Origin of the sequence: Candidatus Poriferisodalis sp., assembly GCF_965219595.1 — a bacterium.
Lineage (GTDB): Bacteria > Actinomycetota > Acidimicrobiia > Acidimicrobiales > Poriferisodalaceae > Poriferisodalis.
Genome location: NZ_OZ244781.1, coordinates 982086 through 1007596, shown reverse-complemented (window position 1 = coordinate 1007596; position 25511 = coordinate 982086). Strand labels below are relative to the sequence as shown.

At 69.6% G+C, this 25511-nt stretch carries 29 protein-coding genes and 1 tRNA gene; 25 read left to right on the top strand and 5 right to left on the bottom strand.

Going from position 1 to position 25511, the window contains the following annotated elements; all coding sequences use genetic code 11:
* Window positions 1–149: 149 nt before the first annotated feature.
* Window positions 150–1085 (top strand): sigma-70 family RNA polymerase sigma factor, encoded by a 936-nt coding sequence (locus tag ACOQPE_RS04240; protein ID WP_323672107.1) that lies wholly within the window; start codon window positions 150–152, stop codon window positions 1083–1085.
* Window positions 1086–1423: 338 nt separating this feature from the next.
* Here ACOQPE_RS04240 and ACOQPE_RS04235 read toward each other — a convergent pair.
* Window positions 1424–1519, bottom strand: a tRNA-Sec gene (locus ACOQPE_RS04235).
* A 169-nt stretch (window positions 1520–1688) separates the two neighbouring features.
* Here ACOQPE_RS04235 and ACOQPE_RS04230 point away from each other — a divergent pair.
* The 8 genes from ACOQPE_RS04230 to tatA all read left to right on the top strand — a co-directional run bounded on the left by ACOQPE_RS04230 (window position 1689) and on the right by tatA (window position 6569).
* On the top strand, window positions 1689–2321 hold the full coding sequence (locus ACOQPE_RS04230) for a hypothetical protein (protein ID WP_420610659.1): 633 nt from the start codon (window positions 1689–1691) through the stop codon (window positions 2319–2321).
* Window positions 2318–3433, top strand: a complete 1116-nt coding sequence (locus tag ACOQPE_RS04225; RefSeq protein WP_420610658.1) for a CpaF family protein — start codon at window positions 2318–2320, stop codon at window positions 3431–3433. Before ACOQPE_RS04230 ends, ACOQPE_RS04225 begins: the two co-directional genes overlap by 4 nt.
* Before the next feature lie 97 nt (window positions 3434–3530).
* Window positions 3531–4166, top strand: coding sequence for a type II secretion system F family protein (locus ACOQPE_RS04220; RefSeq protein WP_420610657.1), 636 nt, complete (start codon window positions 3531–3533; stop codon window positions 4164–4166).
* Entirely contained in the window at window positions 4163–4993 is an 831-nt protein-coding gene (locus tag ACOQPE_RS04215) for a type II secretion system F family protein (RefSeq protein ID WP_420610656.1), read from the top strand. The genes ACOQPE_RS04220 and ACOQPE_RS04215 overlap by 4 nt, the downstream gene beginning before the upstream one ends.
* A 105-nt stretch (window positions 4994–5098) precedes the next feature.
* Window positions 5099–5368 carry a hypothetical protein gene (locus tag ACOQPE_RS04210; RefSeq protein ID WP_420610655.1) on the top strand — a complete coding sequence of 90 codons (270 nt, stop codon included), beginning with the start codon at window positions 5099–5101 and terminating at the stop codon, window positions 5366–5368.
* A gap of 11 nt (window positions 5369–5379) precedes the next feature.
* Window positions 5380–5835, top strand: coding sequence for a TadE/TadG family type IV pilus assembly protein (locus tag ACOQPE_RS04205; RefSeq protein WP_420610654.1), 456 nt, complete (start codon window positions 5380–5382; stop codon window positions 5833–5835).
* A 144-nt stretch (window positions 5836–5979) separates the two neighbouring features.
* Entirely contained in the window at window positions 5980–6258 is a 279-nt protein-coding gene (locus ACOQPE_RS04200; protein WP_323672114.1) for a WhiB family transcriptional regulator, read from the top strand.
* A gap of 116 nt (window positions 6259–6374) precedes the next feature.
* Complete coding sequence (gene tatA / locus ACOQPE_RS04195) at window positions 6375–6569, top strand: twin-arginine translocase TatA/TatE family subunit (RefSeq protein WP_419865427.1); 195 nt, start codon at window positions 6375–6377, stop codon at window positions 6567–6569.
* 55 nt (window positions 6570–6624) lie between these two features.
* Here the strand turns inward: tatA and ACOQPE_RS04190 are convergent, their stop codons facing one another.
* Window positions 6625–6927, bottom strand: coding sequence for a WhiB family transcriptional regulator (locus ACOQPE_RS04190; protein ID WP_420610653.1), 303 nt, complete (start codon window positions 6925–6927; stop codon window positions 6625–6627).
* A gap of 135 nt (window positions 6928–7062) precedes the next feature.
* Between ACOQPE_RS04190 and ACOQPE_RS04185 the strand changes: the two genes are divergently transcribed.
* The 9 genes from ACOQPE_RS04185 (at window position 7063) to ACOQPE_RS04145 (ending at window position 15743) form a co-directional block, all read left to right on the top strand.
* Complete coding sequence (locus tag ACOQPE_RS04185; protein WP_419855124.1) at window positions 7063–7341, top strand: hypothetical protein; 279 nt, start codon at window positions 7063–7065, stop codon at window positions 7339–7341.
* A gap of 99 nt (window positions 7342–7440) precedes the next feature.
* A complete protein-coding gene (locus tag ACOQPE_RS04180) occupies window positions 7441–8568 on the top strand; it encodes a substrate-binding domain-containing protein (RefSeq protein ID WP_420610652.1) in 1128 nt (375 codons plus the stop codon).
* A 142-nt stretch (window positions 8569–8710) separates the two neighbouring features.
* Window positions 8711–9643, top strand: coding sequence for a phosphate ABC transporter permease subunit PstC (pstC, locus tag ACOQPE_RS04175; protein ID WP_420610651.1), 933 nt, complete (start codon window positions 8711–8713; stop codon window positions 9641–9643).
* Window positions 9643–10581, top strand: a complete 939-nt coding sequence (gene pstA / locus ACOQPE_RS04170; protein ID WP_420610650.1) for a phosphate ABC transporter permease PstA — start codon at window positions 9643–9645, stop codon at window positions 10579–10581. The genes pstC and pstA overlap by 1 nt, the downstream gene beginning before the upstream one ends.
* Before the next feature lie 69 nt (window positions 10582–10650).
* Window positions 10651–11538 carry a phosphate ABC transporter ATP-binding protein PstB gene (gene pstB / locus ACOQPE_RS04165; RefSeq protein ID WP_420610649.1) on the top strand — a complete coding sequence of 296 codons (888 nt, stop codon included), beginning with the start codon at window positions 10651–10653 and terminating at the stop codon, window positions 11536–11538.
* A 46-nt stretch (window positions 11539–11584) separates the two neighbouring features.
* Window positions 11585–12292 carry a phosphate signaling complex protein PhoU gene (gene phoU / locus ACOQPE_RS04160; RefSeq protein WP_419916868.1) on the top strand — a complete coding sequence of 236 codons (708 nt, stop codon included), beginning with the start codon at window positions 11585–11587 and terminating at the stop codon, window positions 12290–12292.
* Entirely contained in the window at window positions 12289–13593 is a 1305-nt protein-coding gene (locus ACOQPE_RS04155) for a sensor histidine kinase (RefSeq protein WP_420610648.1), read from the top strand. Before phoU ends, ACOQPE_RS04155 begins: the two co-directional genes overlap by 4 nt.
* Window positions 13590–14297 carry a response regulator gene (locus ACOQPE_RS04150; protein WP_420610647.1) on the top strand — a complete coding sequence of 236 codons (708 nt, stop codon included), beginning with the start codon at window positions 13590–13592 and terminating at the stop codon, window positions 14295–14297. The genes ACOQPE_RS04155 and ACOQPE_RS04150 overlap by 4 nt, the downstream gene beginning before the upstream one ends.
* A 99-nt stretch (window positions 14298–14396) precedes the next feature.
* Entirely contained in the window at window positions 14397–15743 is a 1347-nt protein-coding gene (locus ACOQPE_RS04145) for a hypothetical protein (protein WP_420610646.1), read from the top strand.
* Between the two features lie 51 nt (window positions 15744–15794).
* Here the strand turns inward: ACOQPE_RS04145 and ACOQPE_RS04140 are convergent, their stop codons facing one another.
* Window positions 15795–16937, bottom strand: coding sequence for a zinc-dependent metalloprotease (locus tag ACOQPE_RS04140; RefSeq protein ID WP_420610645.1), 1143 nt, complete (start codon window positions 16935–16937; stop codon window positions 15795–15797).
* Window positions 16938–17064: 127 nt separating this feature from the next.
* Between ACOQPE_RS04140 and ACOQPE_RS04135 the strand changes: the two genes are divergently transcribed.
* From ACOQPE_RS04135 to ACOQPE_RS04115, 5 genes are read left to right on the top strand one after another with little or no spacing between them, the layout of a single operon-like run.
* Complete coding sequence (locus ACOQPE_RS04135) at window positions 17065–18012, top strand: NAD-dependent epimerase/dehydratase family protein (protein ID WP_420610644.1); 948 nt, start codon at window positions 17065–17067, stop codon at window positions 18010–18012.
* Window positions 18009–18482 (top strand): molybdenum cofactor biosynthesis protein MoaE, encoded by a 474-nt coding sequence (locus ACOQPE_RS04130; protein WP_420610643.1) that lies wholly within the window; start codon window positions 18009–18011, stop codon window positions 18480–18482. The genes ACOQPE_RS04135 and ACOQPE_RS04130 overlap by 4 nt, the downstream gene beginning before the upstream one ends.
* Window positions 18479–19000, top strand: a complete 522-nt coding sequence (locus ACOQPE_RS04125; RefSeq protein ID WP_420610642.1) for a hypothetical protein — start codon at window positions 18479–18481, stop codon at window positions 18998–19000. The genes ACOQPE_RS04130 and ACOQPE_RS04125 overlap by 4 nt, the downstream gene beginning before the upstream one ends.
* A 31-nt stretch (window positions 19001–19031) precedes the next feature.
* On the top strand, window positions 19032–19994 hold the full coding sequence (locus ACOQPE_RS04120) for a rod shape-determining protein (RefSeq protein ID WP_420611351.1): 963 nt from the start codon (window positions 19032–19034) through the stop codon (window positions 19992–19994).
* Window positions 19995–20007: 13 nt separating this feature from the next.
* A complete protein-coding gene (locus ACOQPE_RS04115) occupies window positions 20008–21300 on the top strand; it encodes an ABC transporter substrate-binding protein (RefSeq protein ID WP_420610641.1) in 1293 nt (430 codons plus the stop codon).
* Window position 21301: 1 nt separating this feature from the next.
* Here the strand turns inward: ACOQPE_RS04115 and ACOQPE_RS04110 are convergent, their stop codons facing one another.
* Both ACOQPE_RS04110 and ACOQPE_RS04105 read right to left on the bottom strand, forming a co-directional pair.
* Window positions 21302–22042, bottom strand: coding sequence for a HEAT repeat domain-containing protein (locus tag ACOQPE_RS04110; RefSeq protein ID WP_420610640.1), 741 nt, complete (start codon window positions 22040–22042; stop codon window positions 21302–21304).
* Window positions 22043–22133: 91 nt separating this feature from the next.
* On the bottom strand, window positions 22134–22373 hold the full coding sequence (locus ACOQPE_RS04105; RefSeq protein ID WP_420610639.1) for a hypothetical protein: 240 nt from the start codon (window positions 22371–22373) through the stop codon (window positions 22134–22136).
* 71 nt (window positions 22374–22444) lie between these two features.
* Here ACOQPE_RS04105 and ACOQPE_RS04100 point away from each other — a divergent pair, with 71 nt between their 5' ends.
* Window positions 22445–23878, top strand: a complete 1434-nt coding sequence (locus tag ACOQPE_RS04100) for a PDZ domain-containing protein (RefSeq protein WP_420610638.1) — start codon at window positions 22445–22447, stop codon at window positions 23876–23878.
* Window positions 23879–24039: 161 nt separating this feature from the next.
* A complete protein-coding gene (locus tag ACOQPE_RS04095) occupies window positions 24040–25464 on the top strand; it encodes an RCC1 domain-containing protein (RefSeq protein WP_420610637.1) in 1425 nt (474 codons plus the stop codon).
* Window positions 25465–25511: the final 47 nt, after the last annotated feature.

Here is a 25511-nt window from a genome sequence, read left to right as displayed (position 1 = left end):
TGCCTGGCCCCTCCCATCGACCGGGCGCGCGGCAAGGCACGGTCGCGCGGAGGCATCAGAGCAAGTGATAGGTACGCTCCCCCAAACCGGGGGAAGCAACAGCAAAACCCGGTAGCAGCAAGCGGGGGACGACCAGTCGAGGTGGCGCGGTGGCCAAAGAGAGGGTCGAACGTGACGAGGAGGATCTCGTCCGCCTGTACCTGACCGACATCGGCCAGTACCCCCTGCTGAACAAGGACGACGAAGTCCGCCTAGCCCAGCAGATCGAAAAGGGCATCGCTGCCAAGGAGCAGCTCGAATCTCCGCGCGAGATATCAGGTGCGCAGCGCCGCCGGCTCATGCGCACCCAGCGCGAGGGCGCCCGTGCCGAGCGCACGTTCGTGCAGTCGAACCTGCGGCTGGTGGTGTCGATCGCGAAGAAGTACCAGGCCTCGGGGCTGCCGCTGCTGGATCTCATCCAGGAGGGCAATTTGGGCCTGATGCACGCGGTCGAGAAGTTCGACTGGCGCAAGGGCTTCAAGTTCTCCACCTATGCCACGTGGTGGATCCGCCAGGCGATCACCCGCGGCATCGCCAACACCGGCCGCACGATCCGGCTGCCCGTGCATGCCGGCGACACGCTGGCACGCCTGCAGAAGGCCCGCTCCCGGCTCGAGCTGAAGTACGGCCGCCCGGCCACGCTGGGCGAGCTGGCGATCGAAGTCGACATGCCCGAGCAGAAGGTGACCGAGGCGCTGCGGTTCGCCGCCGAGCCGCTGTCGCTGTCGGAGCCGCTGCGCGAGGACAGCGATGCCGAGCTGGGCGATGTGGTCGAGGACCGGGCTGCCGAGTCGCCGTTCGAGGTGGCGGCCACCACGCTGCTGCCCAGCGAGATCACCCGGCTGCTGTCACCGCTGGATGAGCGCGAGCGCGAGATCCTCAAGCTTCGCTACGGCCTCGACCGGGGTGAGCCCCGCACGCTCGAGGAAGTCGGCGAGCACTTCCAGCTCACCCGCGAGCGCATCCGCCAGATCGAGGCCCGGGCGATGTCCAAGCTGCGCCACCCCAGCACCGACACCGGTGCCCGCGACCTGCTGTCTGTGTAGCGAAGAGGCTGAGCCCCGGGCCCAAGCGGCCCGCGAGCGAAGCGAACAAGAGCGGCAAGCGCAGGGCGAAGCCGTGGCCCGAGCGGCCCGTGAGCGAAGCGAACAAGAGCGGCTAGCAACCGGCGCGGCGAGAGCGCCGTCGCAATTGCGGCTAGGCGTCGGTCAGGCGTCGAACCACGATGACGATCAGAGCGCCGACGATCACGGCGAGCAACAGCTTTTTCATGGTGCAGCGTCCTCTGTGCGGGATGACTGAGCGAGATGTCTGTGCGGGATGACTGGGGTCACCGGCACAGCGAATGCTAGGCGCACATCTCCCGAATAACGCGCGCACGAAATGGCGGAGGTGGACGGGAATCGAACCCGCCGGACGGGGATCGCCCGTCCCGCCCGCTTTGAAGGCGGGGGAGCCCACCAGGCGCTCAGACACCTCCGCTCGTCATCTTTGCCCACGGTCGCAGTCCGCGCCAGCGATGGAACACAGCGCGCCAGCCGTCGGGCGCAGCGGGCCCGCCGGAAAACCAGTTGATCGCGCCCCTACGCATCGGCCAGAGTCAGTGCTCACGATGAATTTCATTTGTTGTCATGTATTCAGGAGCACCAATGATCTATGCCTATGTGGGTGCCAAGGGCGGCGTCGGCAACACCGTGACCGCCCTGCTCGCCGCCAGCAGTGCCAAGCGCGCCGGTCGTGATGTGGTTCTTGTCGATTTGACCGGCGATTTCGGCGTGGTGCTGGGCACGGCGCCTGATCTGCCGGGAATCGCCGAGTGGACGGCGGCGGAGGAACTGTCGCTGGGTGCAGCCTCGGCGCTCGCGGTGGATGTCGCGCCGGGCGTCAGCCTGCTGCCGCGTGGCAGCGGCGACATCGACGATGCCCGGCTGGGCACGCTGTGGTCGCTGCTCGCCGGCAAGCCGCGGGTCAACATCATCGATGCGGGGCGCGGCAGCGCAGCCCTCGAGCGGGTGGCGGGCCCGCGGGTGAGGCGTTTGCTCACGATGACCTGCTGCTACCAGGCGCTGCACCGCGCCCGTGGGCTCGTGGCCGGCGTCGACGACGTGATGGTGCTGACCGATACGCAGCGCGCGCTGGGCCTCGCCGACATCGAGGCCGCGCTGGGACGGCATGCCGATGCGGTCGTGGCCGTGGATCGCTCGATCTCGCGCTGGGCCGACGCCGGCCTGTTGCTGGACCGCTGCGCCAAGTCGGCGCGGTCGCTGGATGCGTTCCTGTGAGTCGCATCGCGCGTGCCGTTGTCCGCCACCCGGCGAGCCGGGCGCCGGCCGACCCGGCGTTCGTGGAGGAGATCCACGAACGATTCCTTCCGGCGCCCGCGCCGGCTGCCCGCGATGTCGCTGCCGCCGTCGAGGGCGCGGCGCCGCTGCTCGATCGCCATCACGCGGCCGATCTCGTATCCGAAGTACTGGCCCGCCTCGCGGGCATCGGGCCGCTGGCAGAGATCTGGGCCGATGACCAGGTGACCGAGGTGATGATCAACGGCCCCGGCCCGATCGTCATCGAGCGGCGCGGCGTATTGACCATGGCAGGCCGGATCAGCACCGCCGAGGTGCATCGCCTGGTCGAGTACTTGCTGGGGCCGACGGGGCGGCGCGTCGACCGTCGACTGCCCATGGTGGACGTGCGGCTCGACGACCGCACCCGCTGCCACATCGCCGTGCCGCCGGTAGCGGTCGACGGCCCGTACATCACGCTGCGCCGCTTTCCCGCGGGCACCCGCCGCCTCGACGAGCTGGCCGATCCCGGCTTCGCTGCCTGCCTCGACCGTCTGGTTGCCGAGCGGGCCAACCTGATCGTCTTCGGCCCCACCAGCACCGGCAAGACGTCGCTGCTGGCGAGCCTGCTCGCCACGGTGGCCGAGCGGGAGCGGCTGGTGGTGGTGGAGGAAGCCGCGGAGCTGCCCCGGCTCGGTGCCGGCACCGTGCGCCTCGAAGGCCAGCCGCCCAACGTCGACGGAGTCGGCGCGGTGACGATGGCCGAGCTGGTGGCAGCGGCGCTGCGGATGCGGCCCGACCGCCTGGTGATCGGCGAGGTGCGCGGCCCCGAAGCGGCGGCACTGCTGCAAGCGCTCACCACGGGTCATCGCGGCTCGCTGTCGACGTTGCATGCCGATGATCCCGCGCATGCGCTGTGGCGGCTCGAACAGCTCGCCCGCGGCGGCGGCGCGGTCGGCGATGTGGCCGCACACATCGCGTCGGTGCTCGACGGCCTGGTTCACATGAGCCGCGGCACGGCCGGCCGCCGGGCTGTCACCGCTATCTACGAAGTGCGCAACGACGGCTCGCTGGAACGAGCTGCAACGCCAGCGCCCCTGACAGCGGCCGTCTGATGCCCACGCCGTCAGCTCCGTGCGAAGACCCGACGCTGTCCTGCGGAGTGCAGCACCTCACTCGGCCCCCTTGGGAACTCGGTGCTGTGGCCCCGTGATGAGGCTGATCGTTTTGCTGGCCGGTGTGGGCGCTGTCACGTCGCCGGCGGCGCGCGATTGGCTGCGCCGGCGTCGAGACCGGCGTCGTGCTGCCATGGCGGTCGCGGCCCGTTCGGCAGGCATCGGCGACTTCTGCGCTGCCGTGTCGCGCGGCCTGGCAGGCGGCGACACGATGCTGCAGGCGCTGCGAGCCGCTGCCGACGGGCCCATGTGGGCACCGGTGGAACAGATCGCGGCCGAGCACGAGCGCGGGGTCACGCTGAGCCGTGCAGTACAGCGTTGGGCGGCGCGCGAGCAGACCTCGGAGGCAGCGCTGCTCTCCACGGCGGTCACGCTGGCCTCGGACCGGGTGGGCGCTCAGCCGCAGCTCTTCGATCATGTCGCCGCGACCGTCCGGGCACGTGCCGATATGGCCGCCGAGGCTGGGGTGCACGCGGCGCAGGCCCGTGCGTCGGTGTGGGTGGTGGCGGCGCTGCCGTGGGCGGTTGCGCTGGCCCTGCTCGCCGAGGGCGGTGCTGCTGCCCGGGTGCTCACCGCCACACCGCTGGGCTGGTTCTGCGCCGGCGGCGCGCTCCTGCTCGAACTGGCGGGCGTGTCATGGATGCGCGCCACCGTTGCGCGGGCACTGCGATGACCGCCGGTCTCGCTGCGGGGCTGCCGCCTGCTGGGTCGGCACCTGCCGGCTTCGTTGCTGCGCTCGCGGCCGCTGCGCCGGGCCCGGCCGGGCTGCTGGGCTCGCCGGTCGGCGCGCTGGTCGCCGACAGCGTTGTGCTGTCGAACCCGGTCGTCATCGGCGGCCTGGCAGCAGCGGCGGTGTGCTGGGGTGGCTACGTCACCCGTCCCGATCCCGGCCGTCGTCGTGTGCTGCAGCTCGCGGCACCTGAGTGGTCTGCCGGTGCCGCGTCCCGCAGCGGCCGGAGTGCCGCCGGCCTCACGACTCGCCGGCCTGCCGTCGGCACCGCCCGCGACGACCAGAGCGCCGCCAGCCTGTTGACGCGGTGGCTGCGGCGGCGCGACGTCCCGCATCCGGATCGTGTCGCCGCAGAGCTCGGCGCCGTCGTCGACGTGATGAACGTGGCCCTGACGTCCGGGCTGTCGATCATCGCCTCGCTGCAGCTAGCACTCGGTCATCTCGACGCGGCGAGTGCTCTCAAGCGCAGGCTGGCAGGGCAGGCCGCCTTCGAGCATCTCGACGAGACCTTGGAGGAGTTCGGGCAAACCTGCGGCCCGCGCGCCCGCGCCTTCGCTGCCGCGGTCACGGGTTCCATGCGCACCGGCATCCCGCTGGCGCCTGAGATGGATCGCCTTGGCCGGGAGCTGCGCGAGGACCGTCGCCGCAGGCTCGAGGGCAAGGTGCGCCGCTTGCCAGTGCTGCTGCTGTTCCCGCTCGTGCTGTGCGTGCTCCCGGCGCTCGGTCTGGTCGCCATCGTGCCCGTCCTCGTCGCGGCTTTCGACGGCTGACATGCCTCGCTTGCCACGGCACCGCGCAGCGCCGCAGATCACCAGGTCGATCTGGTCACCACAAGTTCCACGCTCACATCACCACAGCAACCCCAAGGAGTTCCTATGTCCGAACGCTCGACTGCCCATGCCGCAGGCCCTCACGCTCAGGTGCGCCGCACGCGCCGGCTAGACGCCGACCAGGCCGATGCGACCGTTGCGTCTGACCCAACCGAGGCCACCGACGAGGCCGGGCAGACCACGGCCGAGTACGCGTTGCTCACCGGCGCCATCGCACTGCTGGTCGCGGCAGTCACGGCTTGGGCCACCAGCACCGGCAAGATCGGCCGCCTGCTCGACGCGGTCTTCAACTACCTGACCAAGGCCATCTCCTGAACCGAAGCGCAGTGAGGCGAACCATCCCGCTGGCTCGGCCTCCGAACTCGAGCATCGAGAGGCGCACTGTCTCGCTGGCTCGGCCTCCGGGCACACGCGCGGCGCAGGAACTTGGGCAGGCCACCGTCGAGCTGGCCCTGCTGCTGCCGTTCCTAGTGCTGCTGCTCATGTGCATCGTCCAGACGGCGCTGGTCGCGCGCGACGCGGTGCTCGTGTCGCATGCAGCCCGGGTGGGTGCGCGCATCGCCGCGGTGGAGCCGTCGATGGACGCCGTCCGCAAGGCCGTGGAGCATGCTGCTGCGCTCGATCCGGACCGGCTGGAAGTGGAGCGGCGAGTCGAGGCAGAACTGGTGCGCGTCACCGTGCGTTACCGCTCTGCAACAGAGGTTCCACTGGCCGGTGCGCTGGTCGGCGACGTCCATCTGACCGAGTCCGCGGCGATGCCCGACGAGCGCCTGCATCCCTGAGGCTGAGCCTCCGAAATTGCCGCTTGCGCATGTCACACCCATGGGGTTCAATGGCAAGTCACACACCTGTAATTACAGGTGAGCAATCTCGGCCGCCGATGAGCGCACCGGACACGGCCGCCGAGTTGGATTCGGGGAGGGCCCGTGGCATTCGCAACTGACGTAGCAGTCGAGCTACCAGCAGGGAACTGGTGGGACGAGGCCAATTGCCTCGGGGTCGATCCCGACCTGTTCTTTCCCGAGCGCGGGGCGAGCACCCGCGAGGCCAAGGCAGTCTGCCGCGGCTGCGTCGTCAGCGACGAATGCCTCGAATACGCACTCCAGAACAGCGAGAAGTTCGGCATCTGGGGCGGCATGAGCGAGCGGGAACGCCGCCGGGTACGCCGCCAGCGAGCCCTCACGAGGCGCGCCGCCGCCGGCTGAGGCCACGGGCCGCCGCGTCGTCGGCTGGCTGTTGGCCGACGGCAGAGCGAATGCAGTCGCCGGCTGACCTGACTCGGCTACCGGTCTGATCGGGCACTGGTACGCTCGCGAGCGTGATGGCCATAGCGCTCGGACCGCCCGAACTGCTGATCCTGCTCATCATTGTGCTCGTGCTGTTCGGAGGAGCCAAGCTGCCCAAGCTGGCGCGCTCGCTGGGCCAGGCTCAGCGCGAGTTCCGTGAGGGCGTGAACGACGAGGACAAGGCGGCCGGCGACAAGGCGTCTGGCGACAGCTCGTCAAGCGACTCCTGAGCCAACCGGAATTCCTCAGCCAGGCTCCTGAGCCCGGTCTCGGCTAGCCCGAGGCTCAGGCAGCGCGGGCGGTCTTGCTTGCCCGGCGGCGGTCCCGCAGGATCCGCCGACGCTGTCGCTCGGAGGTGCCGCCCCACACGCCGTGGGTGATGTTGTTGGCCAGTGCGTACTCGCGGCAGGCGTCGGCCACCGGGCATTGGGCGCACACCTTCTGAGCCACGATCACGCCGGCGCCGTCATTGGGGAAGAACACGTTGGGGTCGATGTCGGCGCACCTGCGGAACGCGACCCACTCCGCGGCCAGGCTCTCGGAGCCCTGAGACATCTGCGGCTCGTACACCGGATTGATCTGCAACATCACAAGAACCAACGCCCCAACCAGCCAACCGGTTCCCTGATTCGCCGACTCTCATCAAACTCTCAGGAAGCACGCCCGCCGCCTGCCCAGCGGGCGCGCGTCGGTACCCTTGCGCCACCGCAGACAAGGACCACCGTGACCGACATCGCCACCGAAGCCGAACAGCTCCCGCCTGAGGTCGGCATCCGCATCATCTACCTGGGCCCCGTCGCACCGCACTGGGAGATCGAGGGCATCTACGGCGACGAAGCAGCCGTCGACGAGTTCCGCCGCCGCACCAACGCACGCCTGCAGCTCCTGCCGCCCCACGACCCGCAATTCCGCCGCAACCGCGAGCGGGTCGTGCGCGACGCCGAGCGTGAGAACTACGAGCTCCATTGGGACCTCGGCATGCCCGAGGAAGAAGACGAATAGACGCGAACAGACGCGTTCACGGATTGTTCACGGCATCCGTTCCCGCCGTTCACCACGAACCCGCGAGGCTGTCACCGTCCGTTCGTAGCGTGCGCGTCCATGCGAAAGACCCCCTTGTCATCCCGCCGCGGCACGAAGCTGCTAGCGGCACTGCTCACCGCGTTTGCTCTGATCGCTGCTGCATGCGGCAGTGACGACGACTCGTCTGACGACGGCGCCGCCAGCGCTCCTGCGACGACAGCCGCAGCGGCGGCTCCCGCCGCGACCCAGGCCCCCGCGGACAACATGGCCGACGACATGTCGATCAGCGGTTCCATCGACGTCACCGGCTCCTCGACCGTCGAGCCCGTCACCAACCTGCTGGCTGAGGCCTTCTCCGAGCAACATCCCGACGTGGCGTTCTCGGTCGCAGGACCCGGCTCGGGCGACGGCCACAAGGCCGCAGCGGCCGGCGAAGTGCCCATCTGGAACAGCTCTCGCCAGATCAAGGACTCCGAGGCCGAAGACATCAACGCCGCCGGCATCGAGTTCATCGAGCTGCGCGTCGGCATCGACGGCATCTCGGTGATCACCGCCGCCAGCAACGATTCAGTCGACTGCCTCAACTTTGAAGACCTCTACAGCCTGGTCGGCATCGAGTCGACCGGATTCGACTCATGGGCAGATGCCAACAGCCTGAACGCCGAGCTCGGCGGCAGCGGTCCATTCGCCGACGGCGCGCTCGAGATCTTCGCTCCGGGCGAGGAGTCGGGCACCTTCGACAGCTTCATCGAGATCGCACTCGAGGACGTCTGGGAGCACCGGGTCGAAGAGGGCCACGCCGATGAGAACTTCGCCGTCCGTCCCGACTACAACGCTTCGGCCAACGACAACGTGATCATCGACGGCATCGCCGGCAACCAGCACAGCCTCGGCTGGGTGGGCTTCGCCTTCGCCGACGAGAACCGCGACAAGGTGAGACTGGTGGAGGTCGACGGCGGCGACGGCTGCGTGGCGCCCACGCCCGAGACCATCGCGTCGGCCGAGTTCCCGATCGCTCGTTTCCTCTACACCTACATCGACGCTGCGCAGGCCTCCGACCCCGCCATCAAGGCCTTCGTCGACTTCATGCTGAGCGACGAGGGGCAGACCTACGTGGTCGACGCCGGCTATGTCAACCTCGACCCTGCCGACCTCGAGCAGTCGCGCAGCAACTGGGCCAACCTGACCACCGGCAAGACGTTCTAGCCGCAGGCAGGCTGAACCCACCGATCCGGGAATCCCTCCCTCCCGCTGATGGTCCTCCTCAGGTGCCCTCTCGCTTGCGCCCACGCGCAGCGTTCGGGGTACCCGAGGGGGGCATCGGCGTGTTTCTAGAATGACACCGCCCATGCCACAGGACACCTCCGACCTGAGCGTCGCCGACTTGCGGACGTCGGCGAGCCGGCGGGCCTGGTCGGCCGGGGCGCGTTGGGCCTTCGCGCTGGCGGCGCTCGCCACGGTGCTGGTGAGCGCGCTCATCATCTGGACGGTGGCTTCTGGGGCGTGGACCTTCATCAGCCAGGTCGCCTGGGGCAGCCTCACCGAGATCGGCTGGTTCCCCCGCCGGGGCCTGTTCGACCTCAGCACGCTGCTGGTCAACTCGGTGCAGATCTCCGTCATCGCGATGCTGGTGGCGGTGCCGTCGGGCTTCGGCGCTGCGATCTACCTCTCCGAGTACGCGCATCCCAAGGTGCGCAAGGTGATGAAGCCCACCCTCGAGCTGCTGGCCAGCGTGCCCAGCGTGGTGCTCGGCGTGTTCGCCATCAGCTTCATCACGCCGTCGATCCTCAGCAACTTCTTCAGCGAGATCAACTTCTTCAACAAGCTGGCGGCGGGCATCGCGGTGGGCCTGCTGGTGATCCCCCTCATCGCCTCGATCTCCGAAGACGCGCTGCGGGCCGTGCCGGTGGCGCTGCGGGAAGCCTCCTCGGGCCTCGGCGCACGCAAGGTCACCACGTCGATCCGGGTGGTGCTGCCCGCCGCGATGTCGGGCCTCATGGCGGCGATCATCGTCGGCTTCAGCCGCGCCATCGGCGAGACCATGGTGGTCACGATCGCGTCGGGCGGCGGCGACACGTCGCTGTTCAACCTGTCGCTGTTCGAGCCGGGCGGCACCTTCACCTCTGCCATGGCGGCGCTGGGCCTCGGCACCGACCAGGTGGCGGGCAGCACGCTGGCGTTCCAGAGCCTCTACTTCCTCGGGGCGCTGCTGTTCGCCATCACCCTCGTGCTCAACATGCTGGGCGACGTCATCGTCCGGCGGCTGCAGAACAAGTACTGATGTCTGTTCTCACCACTCCCTCAGGCATCGCCACCGGCGCCGCCGATGCCCTGCGCCGCCGCCCCGGCGCCGACGTGGCCGGCTCGGCCTTCAAGTGGCTGCTCATCGGCGCCACCCTGTTCGCCACCGGCTTCCTGGCCGTGCTGCTCGCCGTGATGATCGTGGACGGCTGGGATGTGCTGTCGGGCAACCTCTGGCACTTCTTGACTCACGGCTTCTCCCAGCGTTCCGCTGCCGAAGCCGGCGTGTGGCAGGGCATCCTCGGCAGCTTGCAGGTGGCGCTGGTGACGGGCCTGTTCGCGGTGCCGACCGGCGTGGCCACGGCGATCTACCTCGTCGAGTACGCCCAGGGCAGCCGCTTCGCCCGCATCGTCGAGCTCAACATCCGCAACCTGGCCGGCGTGCCCTCGATCGTGTACGGGCTGCTGGGCCTGGCGGTGTTCGCGCAGACGCTGCGAGGGTTCAGCGGCGGCACCACTGCCATCGCAGGCGGCATGACGCTGGCCGCCATGGTGCTGCCGATCGTGGTGATCACCTCGGTGGAGGCGCTGAAGGCCGTGCCAGACTCGCTGCGCGAAGCTGCCTACGGTGTAGGGGCCACCAAGTGGGAGGTGCTCTCACGCCAGGTTCTGCCTGCGGCCTTGTCAACGATTCTCACCGGCACGGTGCTGGCGCTGGCGCGCGCCCTCGGCGAGGCTGCCCCGCTGATCCTGGTGGGCGCGGCCACCGGCTTTATGAGCTTCGGCGATGCCAACGTCTTCGAGACCTTCACCGGCCCCTACACGGCACTGCCGGTGCTCATCTTCAACTTCGCCCGCCAGCCCGGCGCCGATTGGGGGGTGAACGCGGCCGCGGCCAGCGTCATCATCCTGGTGCTGGTGCTGGCCGTGAACGGTCTGGCCATCTACCTGCGCAATCGCTTCGAGAAGCAGTGGTGACCGCGCCGCCGTGACCGACCTCGACCCGCAGCCCCGAACAGGTGACACGTGAATCCCGAGAAGGCACTGATGACCGACGAGTCCGAAGCACCAGAGATCCTGGCGCCATCGGAACCCCACACGCAGACCCGCATCGACGTGAGCGCGGTCGCGGCCATGGCCGGCCAGCGCGCCGACACCGAGACGGTGTTCGAATGCGGCGACATCAACGTGTACTACGGCGACTTTCTGGCCTTGCGTGACGTCACGCTCGACATCGCAGCCCATGAGGTGACGGCGTTCATCGGCCCGTCAGGCTGCGGCAAGACCACGTTCCTGCGCTGCTTCAACCGGATGAACGATCTCATCGAGGGCGCCCGGGTGGACGGCACCATCCACTACCACGGCGTCAACCTGTATCAAGACGAGGTCGACCCGGTGGAGGTGCGCCGGCGGGTGGGCATGGTGTTCCAGAAGCCGAACCCGTTCCCCAAGTCGATCTACGACAACATCGCGTACGGGCCGCGGCTGGCAGGCGTGAAGCGGTCCGCGCTGGACGACGTGGTGGAGGGCTCGCTCACCCGGGCGGCGCTGTGGGATGAGGTGAAGGACCGTCTCAAGATGTCGGCCTATGGCCTGTCGGGCGGCCAGCAGCAGCGGCTGTGCATTGCCCGGGCCATTGCGGTGCAGCCCGACGTGGTGCTGATGGACGAGCCCTGTTCCGCGCTCGACCCGATCGCCACGGGCCGCATCGAGGAGCTCATCGCCGAGCTGAAGACCGAGTACACGATCATCATCGTCACGCACAACATGCAGCAGGCCGCCCGCATCAGCGACATGACGGCCTTCTTCTCAGTGCAGGCCAACGAGATGGGTCACCGCACCGGCGAGCTGGTCGAGTACGCGCCGACGAGCTTGATCTTCACCAACCCCGACGATCCCCGCACGGAGGCCTACATCACCGGGCGGGTCGGCTAGCCACAGAACAGCGACCGAGCAGCGCAAATACGCCACACTGCATGACATGACCGAAGAAGTACGGACCGAGTTCCATCAGCTGATGGACGAGGTTCGTGCCGATCTCGTGCAGATGGGCGGCATGGTGGCCGAGGGGATCTCGGCGGTGAGCGCTGCGCTGCTTGCCGGCGACATCGGCGGGGCCGATCAGATCATCGCCGCCGACGACGAGCTCGACCTGCTGAGCCTCGAAGCCGAGGAGAAGTGCGTGCAGCTATTGGCGCTGCAGCAGCCGGTGGCGGTGGACCTGCGCACGATCCTGACCGACCTGCGGATGATCTCCGAGATCGAGCGCAGCGGCGACCTGGTCACCAACATTGCCAAGGCGGTGGCCCGGCTGCACGGGGCGGAGCTGGAGCCCCGGGTGCGCGGGCTGATCGACCGCATGCGCGAGCAGGCGGTGAAGCTGACGGCCAGGGCCATGGATGCCTACGCCGAGCGTGACGCCGGCCTGGCGTCGGTGCTCAACGACATGGACGATGTGCTCGACGACCTGCACAACGAGTACATCGTGTCGGTGTTCGCTTCGCACGAGCTCGGCAAGATCAGCATCCAGCATGCGGTGCAGCTCGCAGTGGTGGGCCGCTTCTACGAGCGCATCGGCGATCACGCGGTGAACGTGGCTGAGCGCGTCGAGTTCCTGGTGACCGGGGAGCTGCCCGAGCATCTGGGCGCCAACCGGGCCCGAGCCCGCCGGGAGCAGGACGAGATGTGATTGCGGCGCTGGTGGCGGTGGCGGCCGCACTGGCAGTTGCGCTGGTTGCCGTGCTGCTGCTGGTGCGAGGGCGCAGTTCGGCTTCGGAGCGGCTGGGACGTGTGGTGCACCGGTTCGCCGGAGAAGGCGAGGCGCCGCGTCCGGGCGAGGCGAGGCTCGACCGCAACAGCCTCGACGGCTGGATCACCTACCTGGAGTCGGTCGCCACCACGGCGGCCATGACGGCCAACCTGGCCGAGCGCGACCGGGCTCGCTGGCAGCTCGCGATGAACGAGCTGGCGGTGGGCGTGGTGCTGGTGGACGAGGACGGCAATGTGTGCGCCAGCAATGCGCTGGCCGACGAGATGATGTCGGCGCGTGATGCCATGGCGCTGGTGGGTGCAGGGGTGACGCAGCTCTTGGAGTCGGCCCAGGAGGGGCAGGCTCGTTCGCGCACGGTGAAGCTGACGGGGCCGCCGCCGCAGGTGATCGAGATCAGCGGGCATCCGGTGGCGAGCGACAGTCATGCGCTGGGGGCGGTGGCAGTGATGGCCGACCGCACCGACGGCGTGCGGGTGGACGAGGTGCGGCGAGACTTCGTGGCCAACCTCAGCCATGAGCTGCGCACGCCGGTGGGTGCCATTGCGCTGCTGTCGGAGACGCTGGCCGGGGAGGATGACGCTGCGGTGCGCACCCGGCTGGTCGACCGGATCGGTGCGGAGGCCGATCGGGTGCGGCACATCATCGACGACCTGCTGGAGCTGAGCCGGGTGGAGCTGGAGGGCTCGATGCGGCAGGAGCCGGTGCCGGTGGTGCCGCTGCTGTGCGAGGTGGCGCATCAGTATTCCGAGCACGCTCGCAAGAACGATGTGTCGCTGGTGAGCCCCGATGTCGCCGAACAGCAGCCCGTGCTCCATGCCGACCGGGGTCAGCTGCTGCGGGCGGTGGGCAACCTGGTCGACAACGCCATCAAGTACAGCGATCCGGGCTCAGAGGTTCGGCTGTCTGCAGCGCTGGGCTCTCAGGATGATCGGCCCCCGTCGGAGGTGCCGGCCGATGCCGATGAGCAGGCGTGGGTGGACGTGGTGGTGGCCGACGAGGGCATCGGCATTCCCGCCGACGAGACCGAGCGGGTCTTCGAGCGCTTCTACCGGGTCGACAAGGCCCGTGCCCGGGCCACGGGCGGCACCGGGCTGGGCCTGAGCATCGTGCGCCACGTGGTGATGAACCATGGCGGCGAGGTGATGCTGCAGACCCGTGAGGGCGTGGGCACCACCTTCACGCTCAGGCTGCCGGCAGAACAGGACAGGGCGATCACATGACATCGGTACTGGTGGTTGACGACGAGCCGTCGTTCACCGAGGCGCTCTCGGTGGGCCTGCGGCGCGAGGGCTTCGAGGTGCGCACGGCGGCAGACGGTCGGGCGGCGCTGGCCGAGATCAGCGAGGCCGAGCCCGATCTGGTGCTGCTCGACGTGATGCTGCCCGGCATGTCCGGGCTCGATGTCTGCCGGGAGATTCGCAAGCAGTCGCGGGTGCCGCTCATCATGGTGACCGCCCGGGCCGAGGAGATCGACGCCGTGGTGGGCTTGGAGGTGGGGGCCGACGACTACGTGGCCAAGCCGTACCGGATGCGCGAGCTGGTGGCCCGCATGCGGGCGGTGCTGCGGCGTGCGTCGGGCCAGCCGCCGCCGGCGCAGTCCGACGCTGCGTGCCTGGTCGAGGGCGATCTGGAGCTCGACATCGACCGGCACGAGCTGCGGGTGCGCGGCGAGCTGGTCACCCTGGCGCTGAAGGAGTTCGAGCTGCTGGCATACCTGCTGGCCCATGCCGGGCGGGTGGTGACCCGTGACAGCCTCATGCAGAACGTGTGGGAGTACAACTACGTGGGCGACACCAAGACGATCGACGTTCACGTCAAGCGGCTGCGGGCCAAGATCGAGGACGATCCGTCGAACCCGCAGCGGATCACCACCATTCGTGGCCTGGGCTACCGCTACGAGCGGGCGGCGCCGCCTGCTGCTTGACCCCGTATGCAGCCGACCGGCGCTGCATGCTGAACGACGCACAGCCCGCTTGTCACAGCGAGGGCGCACAATGGTGCTGATGACCTGGGGCAGCGGCTGATGCAGCCGTTCACGTGGCTCGCCCGCACGCATCTGCTGTCTGCTGCCGGCGATGCGCTGATTGCGATCGCGCTGGCCGGATCGCTGTTCTTCAACCTCGATCCGGCGGCTGCCCGGCCCAGGGTGGCGCTGTACCTGTTGGTGACGATGGCGCCGTTTGCGGTGGTGGGGCCGCTGATCGGGCCGCTGGTCGACCGAAGCCGTGGCGGGCGGCGGGGGATGATCATCGGCGCCGGCATTGCCCGGGCGGTGCTGGCGCTGCTGATGGTGCGCCATCTCGATTCGCTGCTGCTGTTCCCCGAGGCGTTCGGCGCGCTGGTGGCAGGCAAGACCTATCACGTGGCCAAGAGCGCGGTGGTGCCGGGGCTGGTGCGCGAGGAGCGCGACCTGGTCGAGGCCAATTCGAAGCTGATGCTCCTGAGCGGGCTGGGGGGTGCGCTGGCTGCGGGGCCCGGTGTGCTGCTGAGCCTGGCGTCGTCGCGCTGGGTGCTGGTGCTGGCGGCGGTGGTGTTCGTGCTGATGACGTTTCCGGCCCGGCGGCTGCCCCGTTTTGCCGTGCGGCCGCGGACCTTGGACGACGCGCCGCCTGCAAGTCCAGCACCGGAGCCGCCGAGTCCGCCGCCTCAGCGCTGGCGCCAACCCTCAGACAACTACACCGGTCCATGGGTCGATCCCCCCGACGACATGAGACCGGCGCCCGCCGCAGCCACACGGCGGCGGGGCGGGATGCTGCTGGCGGGCTCGGCCATGGGCGTCGTGCGGGCCATGACCGGCTTCACGCTGTTCCTGATCGCGTTCTGGCTGCGCACCGACGACGCAGCGCCGTGGTGGTTCGGCTTCATGTTCACCGCCAGCGCGGTGGGCCAGCTCATCGGCGCCGTGGGTGCGCCGTGGCTGCGACGCCGTGTCCGTGAGGAGGTGCTGCTGGCCAGCACGCTGCTGCTGGCGGCTGCGGTGTCGTTCTACGTGGTGACTGCGCCCGACCGCTTCTCGGTGCTGGTGCTGGCCATGGTGATCGGCCTCATGTCCGCGCTGGGGAAGCTGTGCTTCGACGCGATCGTGCAGCGCGACGAGGTGCCCGCCGACCGGGGCCGCACCTTCGCCCGCTTCGAGACCCGCTTCCAGCTCATGTGGGTGATCGGCGGGCTGGTGCCGGTGGCGGCGCCCAGCGGCATCCTGCCGCTGCGGGCCGGGGTGATGCTGCTGGGCATTGCCGGCCTGGTTGCAGTGGTGCTGTATGCGGGCGGGCTGTGGGCGCTGGCGCGGGGCCGGCGTCCGCCGTCGGAGATCATCGCCACCCGGGTCCGCACCCGCATCCGCCGCAACAGACCGGAACCGCCTGCATAGGTGCGCCCGCAACTACGCAGCTATGCCGCTGTGCCTGCCGGCTGACGCTTGTTAGAGGGGCAGGTCGAGGCGGGCGAGCCAGAGGCCTGGTGCGACGAGCTCGTTGGGCGTGGGGAGCCCGCCGGGCTCGAAGAGGCGGGCCAGCCCCTCGCGGCCGGCTCGCTCGATCACGCCGGCGACGAAGCTGTCTCCCCGTTCGCGTGCCTCGGCGGTCAGCCGCACTCCGAGCAGCCGGTCGGCATAGTCGGCGCCCGTGAGGGCGCGGCGGCGGACGGCCTCGCTGAGCGCACCGAACCCGCCGATGAGCCGGGGACCCGCCTGGGTGACCACGTCGTCGACGTAGGCGGTGAGCACACAGATCAGCGTTTCGAGCTGGCTGATGCTCTGGTGCTCGTCGCGGGTCACGCCGAGCAGCATTTCGGGATTGCCGAAGATGCGCTGGAGCTGCTCGCCGAACTGCGCCTGAAGCTGCTGCGGGTCGCTGGCATCGTCGAGCGACGGCAGCTCCAGCTCGCCGAAGTCCATGGGGTCGCCGCGGCGGAAGCCGTCGACATGTTCGACCAGCAGCCGGTCGAGCTGTTCCCGGACGCCGGGCTCGGCCAGCACGGCGTGCATGGTGTGCTCCCGGATGGCCACCCACAGCATCACGTCGTCGACGTCGAGGCTCCATTCGTTGGCGAACTCGGCGATGTTGGCGGTCACGATGAGCACGCGGGGCATGGGGATCATGAGGTCCGAATTGCCGAACGCGTTGGTGGCGAGGTGGCCGGCCATCATGCCGGCGGTCATCGCCACGGTCATGGGGCTCATCATGGCGAGCAGGCCGGCGAAGGGGTCGTGAGCCGTGCTGCTCGCTGGGTCAGGCTGCTTCAGGCGCTCCGACAGCCGGTCCATGAGCGGGCGGATGGTCTCCAGCGCGCTGGTGGCCCAGCCCGAGCGGGTGACCGGCTCGAGCTGCGGTGCCACCTGCAGGCCGGTGACATGTGCCACGTGCAGCTCTGCCACCCGGCTGATCTCGCTGAGGCGGTGCCGCTCGACGGGGTCGACGTTGTGCTCGAGCTTGCCGCCGGTGGCGAGCTGGTTGGCGGCCTGGCGGGCGCCTTCCCAGAGCTGCTCGTCGTTGCCCCCGAAGATGGATGCGATGTCGCCGAGGAACGGGATGCCCGAGAACGGGTTGTCGTCATCGTCGGCCACAACGGCATCGTACGACGGGTCACGGTGCACCGGAACAGCGCCCCCGCCGCTGTGTGCTGCGATCAACTGCCGCTGCCGTCGGGCGCAGTGACCGGGGGCAGGGTCATGAGTGAGGCATGGTAGGGATATGAGCCGGATTGCCGTGTCGGGTACGGGCGGCGTGATCGGCGCCCGGGTGCTGCAATGGCTGGCCCAGTCGTTCGACGTGCTCGACGTCGACGCCGCCGATGCCGACAGTCAGCACGACCTGGGCGGCGCCGAGACGCTCGTGCATCTGCGGCTCACCCGGGAGGTGACCTCCGACCGGGTGCGGCGGGTGCTGGCGGCGGCCGACGGCGTGCGGCATCTGACGATGGTGTCGAGCGCCAGCGTGTACGGGGCCTGGCCCAACCACCCCACGCCGATCTCCGAGGATCTGCCCGTGCGCCCCAATCTGGAGGCGTCGTGGGCCGTGCATCATGCCGACGCCGAGCGCATGGTGCTGGAGTGGTGCGATCAGGGCGATCGCTCCGCCGCGATCCTCCGGCCGGCGCCGGTGGTGTCGAGCGGCCTGGGCGGCCCGATCGGCGAGGCGATGCTGGCCGCGGCCCCGATCCGCACGGGCAGCGACGACCCGCCGGTGCAGTTCCTGCACCTCGACGATCTGGCCTCCGCGGTGGTGCTGGCCACGCAGCGCCGCCTGTCGGGCGTGTTCAACGTGGCTCCCGACGGCTGGCTGTCGCCGGGCGAGCTGCGGGCGCTGCTGGGGGCCCGCCCCAAGATCCGGCTGCCGATGCCGCTGCCCAAGCGGCTCGACCGTTATGTGGCCCGGCGGGTGGGCCACGCTGCGCCCGAAGGGCTGCTCCCGTACACCCGCTACAGCTGGGTGGTGGCCAACGATCGGCTGCGGGCCGAGGGCTGGGAGCCCCGCTACAGCAGCGCCCAGGCGTTCGTGATCGCCGACGTCGGCATGCCCTGGGACGACCTCAATGCCCGCCAGCGCCAGTACGCCACGCTGCTCGGCGCGGGGGCCGCGGTGGCGGCAGGCGGCTGGGCTGCCGCGGCCTGGCTCCGGCGCTCCTACGCTTTGCGATGATGCAGCCCGATGCGAGCCCGGCCGACACGTGGGTGGAGCTGACTCACGACGAGCTGCCGATCGCCGCCATCTATGAATGGGCGCTTGATCCGGCGGCGGGAGCGGTCGTGCTGTTCTCCGGCACGGTCCGGGATCATGCCGAGCACCGCACGGGCGTGACCCGGCTGGTGTACGAGGCCTACGAGTCGGAGGTGGCACCGCGGTTCGCCGAGATTGCCGCCGAGTTGCGCCGGCGGTGGCCGAGCGTGCGCAAGGTGGCGCTGCTGCACCGGGTGGGCTCGCTCAACCTGAAGGAAAGCTCGGTGGTGGTGGCCGCCTCGGCGCCGCACCGGGGTGAAGCATTCGAAGCTGCCCGCTTCGGCATCGATACGTTGAAGGCCACGGTGCCGATCTGGAAGCAGGAGCATCACGACGCGGGGACCGACTGGGGCCTGCAGTCGCAGCCGATCGCACAGGTGCCCCGGTCATGAGCCCGCTGCTGTTTCTGGCGATCGCGATCGTGGTGCCGTTGCTGGGGATGATCGTCTTGGGTATCGGCGCTCGCATCAAGCACCAGAAGGTGACCGACGACGAGACGGAGCCGTTCCGGCGCAAGCTCGAGTCGATCGCGCCTCCTGATACCGAAGACCTGCCATCCGGCACGCCGGGACTCGTGCGGGCGATGCGCCGGCGGCGAGGCGGCAACTCCCGCAGGGGGGCATCCGACAGGGCTGCTGCCGCGTCCGAAGACGCAGGGGTCGCCGATCAGCCTGGGCCGCACACTTCGGACCGGAAGCGGCCTGCGCCGGCGAGCATCCGGCTGGTCGAGCGTGACTACTCGGTGCCGGTGCTGCCGCCGCTGAACGCCGACCTTGAAGAGCTCCCGCCGCAGCCAGGCGAGCGCAGGACCCGCCGGGCGATACCCCGCCCACCCGAAGCCGAACGACGGCACGACCGCGTGATCTCCGCCAATCAGAGGCCCAACCAGGGGCGTCACCCTGGCTCGTGACCTGGCGATCGATCTCGGCACCGCGAACACGCTGGTGTACGAGCGGGGGCGCGGCATCGTGTTCAACGAGCCGTCGGTCATCGCGCTCAACGAGCGCTCTGGCGAGGTGCTGTCGGTGGGGCGCGAAGCCTGGCAGATGATCGGGCGCACGCCGAGCTACATCATCGCTGCCCGGCCGCTGCGCAATGGCGCCATCACCGACTTCGACATCACTCAGCGCATGATCCGGCTCATCCTCCAGGGCGTGGGCGTCGGCCGTTTCGGCCGCACCCGTGTTGCCGTCTGCGTGCCGTCGCTGATCACGCCGGTCGAACGGCGGGCGGTGATCGAGGCAGCGCGCCGGGCCGGGTCGTCGGACGTCCGGCTCATCGAGCAGCCGATCGCTGCAGCCATCGGCTCGGGCCTGCCGATCCACGAGCCCACCGGCTCGCTGGTGATTGACGTCGGCGGCGGCACCGCCGAGATCGCCATGGTGTCGCTCGGCGGCCTGGTATCGCTGCGTGCGGTCCGTGTGGGATCGTTCGACTTCGACACTGCGTTGATGAACTACTCCCGCCGCGTGCACGGCATCGCCATCGGTGAGCGCACGGCGGAGGAGCTGAAGATCAGCATCGGCTCGGCATGGCCGGTCGACGACAAGTTCGACGCCGAGGTGAAGGGCCGTGACCTGTCGACGGGTCTGCCTCGCACCTTCGTCATCACCCCCACCGAGGTGCGCTCCGCACTGGCCGACACGGTCGAGCTCATCGTGGAGGCCGTCCTGGAGTGCTTGGGCGAGGCACCGCCCGAGCTGGCACAAGACCTCATCCACACCGGCGCCCTCATGGTCGGCGGCGGCTCGCTGCTGCAGGGCCTCGACCAGCGCATCGCATCCGAGGCACGTGTGCCCGTGCTGCGCTCGGAGTCGCCGCTCGAGACGGTCGTGCTGGGCGCTGGCCGGGCGCTCGAGAACTTCGAGTCGCTCCACGCCTCGCACACGATCCCCGGCCGCTAGCCCCGCCGCGCCGGTGCGCTTGGCCGTGCGTCGGGCTACGGCGCTTCTCGCAGCGGTGCTGTTGGCGGCCGGCTGCTCGGAATCGCCCCCTGAGGCCAGCCCGCCAGTGCCGCCGCAGCTTGCTCCTGCCGACGGTTACGACGCCGGTGTGTTCACGTTCGGCGTGCTGGTTGACCTGACGGGCCCTGCTTCCGAGGCTGATCGTGCGGCGCTCGCGGGCGTGCAGGCCTACTGGGATGGCGTCAACTCCCGTGACGGCATTGCCGGGCTCTACCCGGTCGAGCTGTCGGTAACGCACCTCGATGCCGACGCACTCGGTGAATGGGATGTCGCAGCGCTGGCCTACGCAGGCAGCGCGATCGACGCCGCCGACGTGACGGCCGAGCTGCCGTTGCCGGTAGTGCCGGCCGTCGCCACGCTGGCCGGCGACGACCTGGCCTGGGTCCTCACGAGAGCGGCGCCGGTGGAGCTGACCACCCTGGCTTTGCTGGACCGATTCCGCACGAGCGGACCTGGCGCCGCCTGGTGCGTCATCGTCGACGGTTCACCCTTGGGCCGCCAGGTCGCCGCGGCGGCCTATGCCGCAGGCGCTGCCCGTGAGACGGTGCCGGCAATGCTCGACCTCGACGTGGGCGAGATCGAGGTGCTCAATCTGGATGCGTCCGTCTTCGACATCACCGACGCAGTCAGCGACCGCCAGTGCCGGTACGTGCTGGTCGAGGTGGCCGATCCCAGAGCGATCAGCGTGCTCGAACGGCTCCCGCCGAACCTGACCGTCGTACGGCGCTCCACCCTTGCCGCCGGCATCGAGCTGCCAGGACAGGTGGAGCTGCTTATCGACCCCGCCCCGCCCTGGCAGACCGGCCGCTCCGCCGTGATGGATGCGTTCGCCGCCGACTGGTCAAGCTTCAGCGCCGCCGCTGCGGCCGAGCCGCTTGCGCAGCCGGCGTCGCCCACCCAGCCCGGCGACCGCCCTCTGGCAGACCCCCGGGTGCGGGCCGGATGGCTGTCACAGCTGCGCCTGCACCTGTTGCTGGAACAAGCGGTCGCTGCCGGCGATGTGAGTCGGGAACGGCTCGTTGCCCTGACGCCGCATATCGAGCCAGTCGATCCCGACCGCAACACACTGCCCGGCATGCCACGCATCGGCATGGACATCTCCGAGCCGATCGGCGGCGGACCGCTGCGCACTCTCCGTCTCTACGGACGCAGCGATGTTGCCGCCGACGACCTCGGGCTGCGCCAAGTACTCGCCCTCGACGTGACCCACCTGATGGAAATGCTGCGAGACCGCCTCGGCAGCTAGCTCAGCGCACGGGCACGCCGAGCAGTTCGCCGGCGATGGCCCGCACCTGGCGGTCACGATCCTCGAGCGCTGCCCGCACGGCATCGGCGGCCCGGTCGTCGTCGAACTGGTACAGCCCGAGCAGCGCACGGCGGCGGATCTGCGGCCGGTCATCCATGGCGGCCAGCAACATCTCGAGCGCCATCCCACGGGCAGCGACGTGCGCCGCACCTGGCTCGGCCTGCTTGCTTGCCGTAGCGGTGGGGGTCGCACCCGGCCCGGCCACTGGGTCGGCGGCAGCCTCCTGGGGCGCGCCCGCTTCGGCGTCCAAGCCGGCGGCGATGGCTCCCAGCGCTGCCACAGCGCTTTCCCGGCACAGCGGATCGTCATGGCCGCCCGCAACCCGGCACAAGTCCTCGACTGACCCAGGATCCCGGTCACGCTCGCCAAGAGCCGCCGCTGCCACCTGAACCACCGACGCATCCGGATCGCTCAGCAGCGCCACGAACTCGACTTCGGGCGGCGCCAGCTCCGCGGCCCGGCACCGCACCGCCACCGCTTCGTCTCCCAAGGCCCGCCTGACCTGCTCCGCTTGAAGCGCCCCGCACCGAGCCAGCGCTCCGAGCGCCGCCGCCCGCACGCCCGGATCGTCGTCGTCCAACAGCCGTTCCGCCACGGTTGCCTCACCCCGATGACCCGCTACCACCGCTTCCAGCCGACGTGCGTACGCCTCGCCCTCCGCCCTGCTGTCATCGCCTGCCATCAAGAGATCACCGAGACCGTCCGCGGGCCCACCCACAAGTCATCAGACCAGCGCCAGTGCTCTCGCTCGTAGCCCGTGGCCTCATTGCTGCTCACCCGATCAGCGCTTCGAGCACCAACGCCCCTACCAACGCGCCGACCAGCACGAGCGCCACCAGTGCGATCACGCAGATGGCCGTGAACGCCCCCAACCCGAGCACTGCAACCAGCTTGCGCCAGATCGCAGTCGGCTTGTACGGCCACCGCCCCGGTTCTGGGCGCCCAGATTCCAAGTGCCCCGGCTCGACGCGCTGCGCTCCCATGTGCCTCGGCTCGATGCGTCTCGGTTCCATGCGCCCAATATGCCCCATCTGCGACCCCTCCGCGCGTGCCTTGGACAGGGCGCATGGCACGCTGTGCGCCTGTGACCGACGCGACCGGCGGCTCGCCGGAAGACGATCCCGACGCTCGTCTCGACGCCCCTCCTGGCAGCCCGCCAGCAGACGGGCCCGACGACCGGCCGGCTGACTTGCCCGACGACCGGCTCGACGACGTGCCCGACGTGCCCGACGATGACGCAGATCTCGGCTGGCGCGCCCTTGCGGGATCGCTCGACGATCTCGGCTTCGCCCCGCCGCCCGCCGCCGAAACCGAGCGACCCGACCGGGCATACCCCGCACCCGAGACTCCAGCCGCGCTCGCAGCCGAGTCCAACGCTTCCGACCCTGCAGTCGAAGCCGCCACTGGATTCGCCGCCGTCGCCGCCACCACCACCGCCGCCGCCGCCGCCGACGCCGACGCCGACCCCACCACCACCGACCCCACCCACACGCGCTCGGGCCACCCGCGCCCCCGCCAGTATTCCCGCGGCTCCAACACCCTCATTGGGGGCATGCTCGTCCTGGCACTCCTCATCATCACCGGCTTCACCACCACGCTCATCGACAAAGCCGTCATCGCCCCCGGCCACACCGCCGACATCGAGGAATTCGTCGACGTGCGCGACCACCCCTCCTACGCCTCCGACGCCACCATCTCCCTCGTCAGCGTCCGCACCAGCTTCGCCCCGTCGCTGTTCGAAGTGATCGGCGGCTGGCTCGACGGCGCTCTTGAGGTGGTCGACCTCGAAGACATCCTCGGCGAGCGCACCGTCGCCGAGAACCGTGATGCCGGCCGCCTCCAGATGGACCAGTCCACCCAGGTGGCCGTGGCCGTCGCCCTCGAGCACCTGGGCCACGAGATCATGACCCCCATCGGCGCCCGCATCGCACGGGTCATGCCCGACGCCCCGGCCGACGGCGCCCTCCTGGAAGGCGACATCGTGCAAGCGGTCGGCGACACGGCCATCACCACGGCGCAGCAGCTGTCCGACACGGTCAAGGCCCACGAGCCGGGCGCCACCGCCACGTTCACCGCCCTCGCCCCCGACGGCCAGACCCGCACCGTCACCGTCACCCTGGCCGCCCGGGACGGCGTCGCCCTGCTCGGCGTCATCGTCACCACCCACGTCGAATTCGCCGAGCCGCCCATCGACGTGCGGCTTCACATCGAGAACATCGGCGGCCCCTCCGCCGGCCTGGCCTTCACGCTGTCGGTCATCGACGCCCTCACGCCCGAACCGCTCACGGGCAACCTCGACGTCGCCGCCACCGGCACCATCCACCACGACGGCTCGGTGGGTCCCATCGGCGGCGTGCCGCAGAAGTCCCACGCCGTCGTGCGAGCCGGCACCGACCTGTTCCTCGTGCCCGCATCCCAAGTCGAAGAAGCAGTAGCCGTGGCCGAGCCCTCAGTCGCCGTCGTAGGCGTCGAAACCCTCGAAGAAGCCCTCGCCGCCATCGAAGCCCACCGGCGCTAGCCGACCGACAGGAATAGTTACAACCACTATTGCATCACTAGATTGCGCCGATGCACTTGTGCCGACGACGTTCCCCAGCTGCCCGTGTCTTCGGAATGCCGGGCACGAAGCGTCGGCGGTGTCAGTCCGCCGCCTGGAGCGCGCTCGTTGTAGCGACATCGATGCTGGCGATTGCGAGCCCCGCGGGAGCACATGGCCAGGAGGCGGTACTGCCGCCGCCGAGCTACACCGAGACGGACTGCACGGACAAGGTGCCGATCGTGGTGGCATCCGACGCCCCGGCGCAGTCGGATCTGTACAGCGCCGTGACCCTGGCAGGGGTGCTGGATACTCGATGCGTCGTGCTTGCTGGACCGCGAGACGAACCCATGCCAGAGGCGCAGCTCGCTCGCTTGGAAGCTGCTGCAGACGGCGGGTTCATCGTGGGCGGCAGCGCAGCAGTGCCCGATGCCAAGGTGGCCAATCATGCCCTCACCCGGCTGGCCGGCACCGACCGCTGGCATACGGCTCGCCTGGTGGGCGCGCAGGCGTTGATCTCTGCCGGCGGCGTCGACACGGGCACAGTCGAGGCGTCGGCGGGCGCCGAAGACCCGACGACCGACTGCACTGGCGACGTGGCGATCTTGGTGGCCTCTGACGAGGCGGCGCAGTCCGACCTGTACAGCGCCGTGACGCTGGCCGGCGTCATCGGCACCGACTGCATCATCGTGGGCGGCCTCGACGCGGTGCCCCAAGAGAAGTTCGAAGGACTGAGCTACTCGTTGACCCGGATAGCCGGCGACGATCGCTGGCACACCGCACAGCTCGTCAGCACCCACGCACGCCGCATCGCCCAAGGGGAGCCCACTGAGGCCACCGAGGAGGGCGCCGTGACCTACACGGCGCTGTCGTCGGGGTTCGAGCATTCGTGCGCCCTGCGCTCCGACGGCACCGCTGTGTGCTGGGGCTCGAATGTCGAGGGCAAGGCGAGCCCGCCCGAGGGCACGTTCACTGCTGTGTCTGTGGGCGGGCAGCACACATGCGGGTTGCGCACCGACCGCACCGTCGCGTGCTGGGGATTGGACGAAGACGGCCAGTCGACGCCGAATGTCGGCGAGTTCGCAGCGGTCTCGGCCGGGGAGTTCCACACGTGCGGGCTGGCGGCGACCAACGACATGTTCTTCTGCTGGGGACTGCTGACGGGTAGCGGATCGGGAGACTTCGCGCAGCTGTCGGCGCATCTCGGCCCCCAAGTGTGCGTGCGGCACGGCGACGGCACGGTCACCTGCTGGGGTGCGATCTACGAAGGCGGGGGGCCGGTGAGGATCAGCATCCCACAGGGCGCCATTACTGCGGTGTCGACCGGGGGCCGCCACGCGTGCGGGATCGCCTTGGGCACCGTGTTCTGCTGGGGAGAGGACTCGCACGGCCAAGTCACGGGCGGCGGTGAGGGCAACGCCCACGTAGTCCAGAATCAAAACGGTGACGTCGTGCCGTTTGTCGCACTGTCTGCTGGCGGCTTGCACACCTGCGGACTGGCCGAGGACGGCACCATCCACTGCTGGGGAGACAACCGCGGGGGCCGAGCCACCCCGCCGATGAGCTAGCTACTGCGTCACGTGAGGTTGGCGAAGATCAGCGCTCATATCACGTC

Coding starts and splice junctions, on each gene's coding strand:
- ACOQPE_RS04220 (WP_420610657.1), top strand. CDS start 3,531: ATGAGGCTGATCGTTTTGCTGGCCGGTGTGGGCGCTGTCACGTCGCCG.
- ACOQPE_RS04215 (WP_420610656.1), top strand. CDS start 4,163: ATGACCGCCGGTCTCGCTGCGGGGCTGCCGCCTGCTGGGTCGGCACCT.
- ACOQPE_RS04150 (WP_420610647.1), top strand. CDS start 13,590: ATGACATCGGTACTGGTGGTTGACGACGAGCCGTCGTTCACCGAGGCG.
- ACOQPE_RS04230 (WP_420610659.1), top strand. CDS start 1,689: ATGATCTATGCCTATGTGGGTGCCAAGGGCGGCGTCGGCAACACCGTG.
- ACOQPE_RS04145 (WP_420610646.1), top strand. CDS start 14,397: ATGCAGCCGTTCACGTGGCTCGCCCGCACGCATCTGCTGTCTGCTGCC.
- ACOQPE_RS04135 (WP_420610644.1), top strand. CDS start 17,065: ATGAGCCGGATTGCCGTGTCGGGTACGGGCGGCGTGATCGGCGCCCGG.
- pstB (WP_420610649.1), top strand. CDS start 10,651: ATGACCGACGAGTCCGAAGCACCAGAGATCCTGGCGCCATCGGAACCC.
- pstA (WP_420610650.1), top strand. CDS start 9,643: ATGTCTGTTCTCACCACTCCCTCAGGCATCGCCACCGGCGCCGCCGAT.
- ACOQPE_RS04180 (WP_420610652.1), top strand. CDS start 7,441: ATGCGAAAGACCCCCTTGTCATCCCGCCGCGGCACGAAGCTGCTAGCG.
- tatA (WP_419865427.1), top strand. CDS start 6,375: ATGGCCATAGCGCTCGGACCGCCCGAACTGCTGATCCTGCTCATCATT.
- ACOQPE_RS04210 (WP_420610655.1), top strand. CDS start 5,099: ATGTCCGAACGCTCGACTGCCCATGCCGCAGGCCCTCACGCTCAGGTG.
- ACOQPE_RS04110 (WP_420610640.1), bottom strand. CDS start 22,042: ATGGCAGGCGATGACAGCAGGGCGGAGGGCGAGGCGTACGCACGTCGG.
- ACOQPE_RS04105 (WP_420610639.1), bottom strand. CDS start 22,373: ATGGAACCGAGACGCATCGAGCCGAGGCACATGGGAGCGCAGCGCGTC.
- ACOQPE_RS04095 (WP_420610637.1), top strand. CDS start 24,040: ATGCTGGCGATTGCGAGCCCCGCGGGAGCACATGGCCAGGAGGCGGTA.
- ACOQPE_RS04130 (WP_420610643.1), top strand. CDS start 18,009: ATGATGCAGCCCGATGCGAGCCCGGCCGACACGTGGGTGGAGCTGACT.
- pstC (WP_420610651.1), top strand. CDS start 8,711: ATGCCACAGGACACCTCCGACCTGAGCGTCGCCGACTTGCGGACGTCG.
- ACOQPE_RS04190 (WP_420610653.1), bottom strand. CDS start 6,927: ATGTTGCAGATCAATCCGGTGTACGAGCCGCAGATGTCTCAGGGCTCC.
- phoU (WP_419916868.1), top strand. CDS start 11,585: ATGACCGAAGAAGTACGGACCGAGTTCCATCAGCTGATGGACGAGGTT.
- ACOQPE_RS04125 (WP_420610642.1), top strand. CDS start 18,479: ATGAGCCCGCTGCTGTTTCTGGCGATCGCGATCGTGGTGCCGTTGCTG.